10 protein-coding genes are annotated in these 5,992 nt (G+C 32.5%); 2 read left to right on the top strand and 8 right to left on the bottom strand.

Features of this window, described 5'->3' with window-relative positions:
- Positions 1-279: 279 nt before the first annotated feature.
- The 8 genes from CP366_RS10025 to CP366_RS10000 form a co-directional block, all read right to left on the bottom strand.
- Complete coding sequence (locus CP366_RS10025) at positions 280-519, bottom strand: hypothetical protein (protein ID WP_005720287.1); 240 nt, start codon at positions 517-519, stop codon at positions 280-282.
- 225 nt (positions 520-744) lie between these two features.
- The gene (locus tag CP366_RS11100; RefSeq protein WP_255404547.1) at positions 745-873 is read right to left on the bottom strand and encodes a hypothetical protein; all 129 of its coding nucleotides are present in this window, start codon (positions 871-873) and stop codon (positions 745-747) included.
- A gap of 85 nt (positions 874-958) precedes the next feature.
- Positions 959-1,615: an HI_0552 family protein gene (locus CP366_RS10020; protein ID WP_089148029.1), complete on the bottom strand. Its 657-nt coding sequence runs from the start codon at positions 1,613-1,615 to the stop codon at positions 959-961.
- 1 nt (position 1,616) lies between these two features.
- The gene (locus tag CP366_RS10015; protein WP_089148030.1) at positions 1,617-2,108 is read right to left on the bottom strand and encodes a GNAT family N-acetyltransferase; all 492 of its coding nucleotides are present in this window, start codon (positions 2,106-2,108) and stop codon (positions 1,617-1,619) included.
- Between the two features lie 103 nt (positions 2,109-2,211).
- The gene (locus CP366_RS11170; RefSeq protein ID WP_369823064.1) at positions 2,212-2,583 is read right to left on the bottom strand and encodes a hypothetical protein; all 372 of its coding nucleotides are present in this window, start codon (positions 2,581-2,583) and stop codon (positions 2,212-2,214) included.
- Complete coding sequence (locus CP366_RS10010; protein WP_369823063.1) at positions 2,549-3,280, bottom strand: LLM class flavin-dependent oxidoreductase; 732 nt, start codon at positions 3,278-3,280, stop codon at positions 2,549-2,551. The genes CP366_RS11170 and CP366_RS10010 overlap by 35 nt, the downstream gene beginning before the upstream one ends.
- A gap of 92 nt (positions 3,281-3,372) precedes the next feature.
- Positions 3,373-4,668 (bottom strand): MFS transporter, encoded by a 1,296-nt coding sequence (locus CP366_RS10005; protein WP_089148031.1) that lies wholly within the window; start codon positions 4,666-4,668, stop codon positions 3,373-3,375.
- Positions 4,655-5,083 carry a MarR family winged helix-turn-helix transcriptional regulator gene (locus CP366_RS10000; protein ID WP_089148032.1) on the bottom strand — a complete coding sequence of 143 codons (429 nt, stop codon included), beginning with the start codon at positions 5,081-5,083 and terminating at the stop codon, positions 4,655-4,657. The genes CP366_RS10005 and CP366_RS10000 overlap by 14 nt, the downstream gene beginning before the upstream one ends.
- A 200-nt stretch (positions 5,084-5,283) precedes the next feature.
- Here CP366_RS10000 and CP366_RS11095 point away from each other — a divergent pair, with 200 nt between their 5' ends.
- Both CP366_RS11095 and CP366_RS11010 read left to right on the top strand, forming a co-directional pair.
- Positions 5,284-5,409 carry a hypothetical protein gene (locus CP366_RS11095; RefSeq protein WP_255404546.1) on the top strand — a complete coding sequence of 42 codons (126 nt, stop codon included), beginning with the start codon at positions 5,284-5,286 and terminating at the stop codon, positions 5,407-5,409.
- Between the two features lie 182 nt (positions 5,410-5,591).
- The gene (locus tag CP366_RS11010) at positions 5,592-5,864 is read left to right on the top strand and encodes a hypothetical protein (protein ID WP_233197987.1); all 273 of its coding nucleotides are present in this window, start codon (positions 5,592-5,594) and stop codon (positions 5,862-5,864) included.
- Positions 5,865-5,992: the final 128 nt, after the last annotated feature.

The raw sequence follows: 5,992 nt of genomic DNA, 5'->3' as shown, positions 1-5,992 counted from the left end.
ATTAAAAAATCAATTTACGAGAAAGATCTATTTACACAAAAGATTTGACAGTTTCCATTTGTCTCATCTCCAAGCAAATTAAAATATTAAAAATATCTTATTTTTGCTTAATATTACTGCTATTTTTTTAATATTCAATCACTTTTTACTAAGTGGTTAAAAAAATAACTTGAACGGCAAAATTATTACTATATCTAGCTAATTCATTAGGAAAAATTGGCAAAAAAATAGACTAGAAACTCATTATCAAGCTTCTAGCCCATTAGTTTAATTCAATTATTAACGGTAATTCTTCAAGAAATCCATCATCTTTTGATAAGCTGCATCATGATCTGCATCATATGCATCGACTACATCGACTACTTTATTATCCTTAGTAATAATACGGTACTCACGTAAGTCTTTCTTTTCATTAGCAACAACTGTAATCTCACCCTTACCTGGGGTAGAGAACAATTCTGGATTAAGTTCTTCGTTCAACTTATCTGATAATTGTTGGTTAAATGCGATTGTATTCATTTTTGTTTTTATCTCTTTTCTAAAAAATCCAACACAGACATTATATCATTATTAGATAACGTTGATGAATTTAGTTTTATTTTTTATCAAGGAGAACTGTACCTGCAGAAGGATTATGATCAATTGCACCAATGATGGAGCAGTAACACCTTCAATATAGCACAGCAATACTTATTCAAAAAATATCAATTTGTTATTTTGCCTTATTACTTTTACGTATAGATTTCACTTAATTAAATGCACAACAAGCATGGCAATTCCTAAGAAGACAAAAATTAAGGCAACAATCATACTAGTTACTGTGCCGGTAACTAAACCTAAAATGATCATGCCAATAATTGAATAAATATCCATTTGTTATCCCTTCAATTAAACAATAACAGCAGTATTTACTTTTATTATGTAGCATGAACACTTTAAAATACAATTTTAACGTATTTTAATTTGCTAACTTTCGATATAACGGCAATAGCTGCCCAATACCATCTAAGATGAAGTTTTCCATATCTGCAACTTGATCTTGCTTTCTAAAAGCAAATTTTCCTAATAGGAAACTGGATTGAGTTGCTTCCTTATTAAATGAAGTCTGTTTTTCAGCATCTGTTAAATACTCATTTAAGGATAAATGATCAGCAAACTCCATTTCGTTTTTATCCCATAAGTACCAATTATTAGTTGTCCGCCCTTTTGCCCAATCAGGAAGATCAGTTAATAATTTATTGTATGTTTCAGGATTATCGCCGCGCTTTTCACTCTTATAATGCTGAAACATAAGATAAACCTGCAGCTGCTTATTATCCAGCATCACGCCGATGCATGGACTTTTATCGGCTAAAGCATTCAAACGATAAGCTGCCCAGTAATGATCGCGTAAGTTCCAACCATTGGTCCAACTTTCAACATGAACTTTAGCAAATTTATCTTGTGGTGATTTTTGATAAACATTTAAGTTTATTTCTTTCCAGGTCTGCCAAATTTCTTTAAAATCTGTTTTTATTTGCGCTAATTCATCTTCAGAATATTGCGATTTCAATTTTTTAAAAGAAAATTCATCCCGATCAAAAATTGCATACATTTCTTCAGTTAATTGCGTCATTTTACAAAGCCCTTACCATATTTACGCTAGTAACACCAGTTGGATCTGGAATATCATCATTGGTCTCGCCTTCATTATAAAAACCACGTTTTTCATAAAATTTAATCAATTTCGGTAAACAAGTTAAAGATATAGCTTGACGATTTTGCTTTCTGCCCTCTTGCGCTATTGCTTCAATTAATTTTGTCGCTACGCCTTGTTTGCGGTATTCAGGCAAGACCGCTAAACTCAAGACCATTTGATAGCGATCATTTTTTTGATTAGGATGATTTTCAAAATATAATTCATCTTCAATATAGCGTTTATTAAAAGCAGGACCAAAAATATGACCAATCACTTTTCCATCTTCTTGTGCAACTAAAAAAGTATCAGGATAATTCTCAATTCTACCAATCATATCTTGTTCAGTTTGCTTTTTAGTCATCTTAAATGCGTCAGATTCCAGTTCTACTACTTCATTTAAATCATCCATTGTTACGGTGCGAATGATCATAATAAGCATCCTCCTTAGGTTTATCTCTAAAAGTGAAAAAGGGTTCAAAAGTCATCTAGACTCTTGAACCCTATATTATTACTCTCTATTTAATTCTTCCACTTTAATTTAAGACGATCTTGCTCAGTCTTTTTTGAAAATACGTCTTCACCTTCGGCACTACTTCTTCGCCATAAATTCTAATGGCATTCATCACATCTTCATGCGGCATTGAAGCAATTGGCAAATGAAGATAGAAGCGAGTTAACCCAAGTTCTTCCATGACTTTGATGATCTTATTTGCAACTGTCTCGCTATCGCCAACAAAAATTGCACCATTTTCTCCGATCGATTCAAGATATTGTTCATATGTCATCCCTGTCCATTGCGGTCTTTCCGTACTAATTTGATCAACTAACAATTTGGTAGGATAGAAGTAATCCTTGATGGCTTTGTCTTTATCATGATTTAACCAGCCCCCAAGAGTGTGCAGCAATTGGCATCTTCGTTAAATCATTGCCAACTTTTTCTGCAACTCTTCTGTACAACTTAATTAGTGGTTTAAAGTGCAAAGGATCACCGCCAATTATCGCATAAACGATTGGCAAACCTAACTCTGCAGTTCGGATAGTCGATTCTATGCTTCCGCCTGTAGCTACAGAAATAGGGATTGGCTTTTTAGTGCGCGGATAAATTCCTTTATGATCAACTCTAGGTGTAAACTTTCCTTTTGGCCAATCGAGAATTTCTTCTTTGTTCATTTTGAGTAGCATTTCTAGTTTTTCAATAAAAAGTTCATCGTAATTTTCTAAATCATAACCGAATAGATCAAATGCCTCAGTAAATGATCCACGTCCTGCCATGATTTCAACTCTTCCTGGTGCGATTGCATCCATTGTTGCATATTGTTCATAAACTCTAATTGGATTAATTGTTGGTAGATTTGTAGTAGCACTTGAAAGATGGATTTGCTTAGTTTTCGAAGCAGCAGCTGCTAAAATGATTTCCGGTGCTGAGACAGCAAAATCTTTACGATGGTGTTCACCGATTGCAAATGCATCAATATTCAATTTGTCTGCAAGAATGATTTCTTCTAATAAGTCTCTGATTCTTTGATCATGACTAATTGCTTTTCCTGTTGTTTCTAATGGTGTAGTTTCACCAAATGATGAGATACCTAATTCAATATTCATTTTTATCAACTCCTAAATTATTTGCTTACTTTTTGTAAGTAAGATAATAGCAGATAATTTTTGAAAAAGCAATATCTTGAATATGTGATCCTTTACTTAGTTGCAGTTCTTCTACCAACATATTTGATAAATAAAGCCATGATTAAAATAACTAAATATAAAAGAAAAATATATGCATGCTGTGTTCCGATTCTGGTTAAATCAGCTGACTTAGTACCTTTTTGACTAGAAGCAACGATTGCTGAAGTAATTGAGGTTCCAACAGCACCAGCAAATTGTTGAGCAGTATTTAAAATAGCGTTGCCTTGAGTAGTTTCACTCTCATCAATTACTGCCAAAGTATCAGTCATGACATCTCCCAATATCATTCCCATTCCTGCCATGTAAATGATATAAACTATCAATATAAAAATATTATTCATCTGATTAGGTAATACTGCAAAAAACAATGTTTCAAGCAACATCAAACTTACACCAAATAAAATAGGTTTGCGTGCACCATAATTATCTAGCAACCGACCACCAATTGGACCCATGATTGCACCAGCAACTCCTGCTGGCAAAACAATCAAGCCTGCTAAAAAAGCAGTATTATGATTAACCAATTGAATGAAATTTGGCAATAAAAATGCATTGCCCAAAGATATTAGTTGAATGCAGAAAAAACCAATAATATGACCTGTAAAACTATGATTTTTAAATAATTTTAGATCCAAAATTGGCATTTTAATTCGATTAGATCTCCAAATTAACAGAGCTAAAGCTAATAAAGCAATCAAAATTGGAATAGCAGTTGCACCCAATTGTCCTGTTCCTAAGTTGCTGAAGCCAACCAACATTCCAATAAAGAAGATTGCGATCATGATAAAGCTAAGGCGATCAATCTTAACTTTTTTAACAGCAGATTTTTGTTCAATACCCCAGATGCCTAATAACAATGAAATAATAATCAATGGAATTAAAAACCAAAAGACCCAGCGCCAATTCAATGCCTGTAGGACGATTCCGCCAAAGGTTGGCCCAAGTGCTAGTGCGATTCCAGTACCAATGCCTTGAATTACTCTTCCGAGCAATAGCACCGGAAAAATTGGTGCAGTAGCATCAACTATTAAGCCAAGTAAAAACAAAAAATTAGCGATTAAAAATAGACTTTTAGTTTTATATGAACTTTTTAATGCAGCAGAGATTGGCACGATAATTGAAACTGCAAGCAAATAAATTGAAGTCATCCATTGCACAACATTGGTTGAAACATTAAAATCACGCATCAAGGTTGGAAAAGCAATATTCATTGAAGTTTCAACTAGAACGCCAGAAAATGACATTAATCCCGTGGCAATTACTGCTGCAAACACTTTTGATGATATTCTTTCATTATTTGGTTCCATTTTTTCCTCCATTTTTGACAAATTTTAAAACTTTTAGTGCCGTATTTATTTCAGCTTGTGTAAAATGACTACGAACTTTTCGATCATCTTGACGCATATAATCTTTTATCTTGGGAATAAGTGATTTACTCTTAGCAGTTAAAGAAACATCCTTCTGTCTTTTATCGACCGCATTAGTAACGCGTTTAACTAAATCTCTTTTCTCCATTCTTTGAATCATGATTGTCATCGTTGAACGCTTTAAATCTAGTTCCTTTTCAATTTCATGTTGTGAAACAGTTTGATTTTGATGATTAGAAATAAAATCTAAAGTTGTCATTTGAACGCCGGTGATACCCAAGGTATTAGCAAACGTCTCTCGTTCACGATCTATTTGAACGGAAGATTGCTTAATAACCTTTTTTATCGGTTCCATATAGGTCCTCCTTTTGTTAGATGTCAAACATATTTTTTTTACTAATTTGAGACTTTGGTTCAAAGTAAATACTAGTAAATATCTATTTCATCATTTGACGTAAAACTCACATCTAATTCTTTACTAAGAAAAGGATTTTAGTTACATTTGTTGCTAAAATAGATTTATTATTTCTACTCAAAATAAGGAGTTAATCATAAATGAATAAACTAAACTTCGAACTACTGCATATTTTTGATGTTGTTAGTAGATTTGCTAGCTTCAGTCAAGCTAGCAACTATCTCTACCTAGACCATCTACTGTCAGTAAAAAAATTAGACAGCTAGAAGCTATTGTCAATAAGAAATTATTTATTAGGAATACTGATGGTATTGTCCTCACTGCTGCTGGACTTGCTTTTAAAAATAAGTCAGATAAAATACTTCAAGATTTAAAAGAAATAATTGCGCTAAAGCCAACTATAACCACCTTACGAGTCGGGGTATTTGATAATATAAGTGCCTATCTGATGCCCGATATTTTTGCTGAAAATTTTAATCAATTTAAAAGATTAAAGATCAGTTCTAACAGTATAGAACTAGTTAATCTATTTAATGAGGGAAAATTAGATGCAATAGTTATCAATAGCGACTTCTTTACTCAAATTCAAGGTTTTGCAATTGAGACGCAAATTACTAATGAATCTTTTGCAATTCTCTTTCGCAAAAATAATGCTCTCATTGCAAGCCAAAATAGTATTTCGTTAAATGATTTAAAAAATAAAAATCGTAAATCAAAATAACTATTATAAAAAATATTTATTGGTAATAGTTAGCTATGCATAAAGCGAATGAATAAAGATTATTAATTAGCTATTACGTTTCTTAATTTGGCGATTTTGTGTTAACTTGATTGTTATCCAAATAACAA

This window comes from Lactobacillus sp. UMNPBX15 (assembly GCF_002553785.1).
In the GTDB taxonomy this organism is placed as follows: Bacteria; Bacillota; Bacilli; order Lactobacillales; family Lactobacillaceae; genus Lactobacillus; species Lactobacillus crispatus.
Note: the sequence above shows the minus strand (reverse complement) of the source record. Positions and strands in the feature narration are given on the sequence as shown.

Excerpts from the sequence above, each read along its gene's own strand:
- CP366_RS10025 (WP_005720287.1), bottom strand. The coding sequence starts at position 519 with ATGAATACAATCGCATTTAACCAACAATTATCAGATAAGTTGAACGAA.
- CP366_RS10015 (WP_089148030.1), bottom strand. The coding sequence starts at position 2,108 with ATGATCATTCGCACCGTAACAATGGATGATTTAAATGAAGTAGTAGAA.
- CP366_RS10005 (WP_089148031.1), bottom strand. The coding sequence starts at position 4,668 with ATGGAACCAAATAATGAAAGAATATCATCAAAAGTGTTTGCAGCAGTA.
- CP366_RS11100 (WP_255404547.1), bottom strand. The coding sequence starts at position 873 with ATGGATATTTATTCAATTATTGGCATGATCATTTTAGGTTTAGTTACC.
- CP366_RS10020 (WP_089148029.1), bottom strand. The coding sequence starts at position 1,615 with ATGACGCAATTAACTGAAGAAATGTATGCAATTTTTGATCGGGATGAA.
- CP366_RS11010 (WP_233197987.1), top strand. The coding sequence starts at position 5,592 with ATGCCCGATATTTTTGCTGAAAATTTTAATCAATTTAAAAGATTAAAG.
- CP366_RS10010 (WP_369823063.1), bottom strand. The coding sequence starts at position 3,280 with ATGAATATTGAATTAGGTATCTCATCATTTGGTGAAACTACACCATTA.
- CP366_RS11095 (WP_255404546.1), top strand. The coding sequence starts at position 5,284 with ATGAATAAACTAAACTTCGAACTACTGCATATTTTTGATGTTGTTAGT.
- CP366_RS10000 (WP_089148032.1), bottom strand. The coding sequence starts at position 5,083 with ATGGAACCGATAAAAAAGGTTATTAAGCAATCTTCCGTTCAAATAGAT.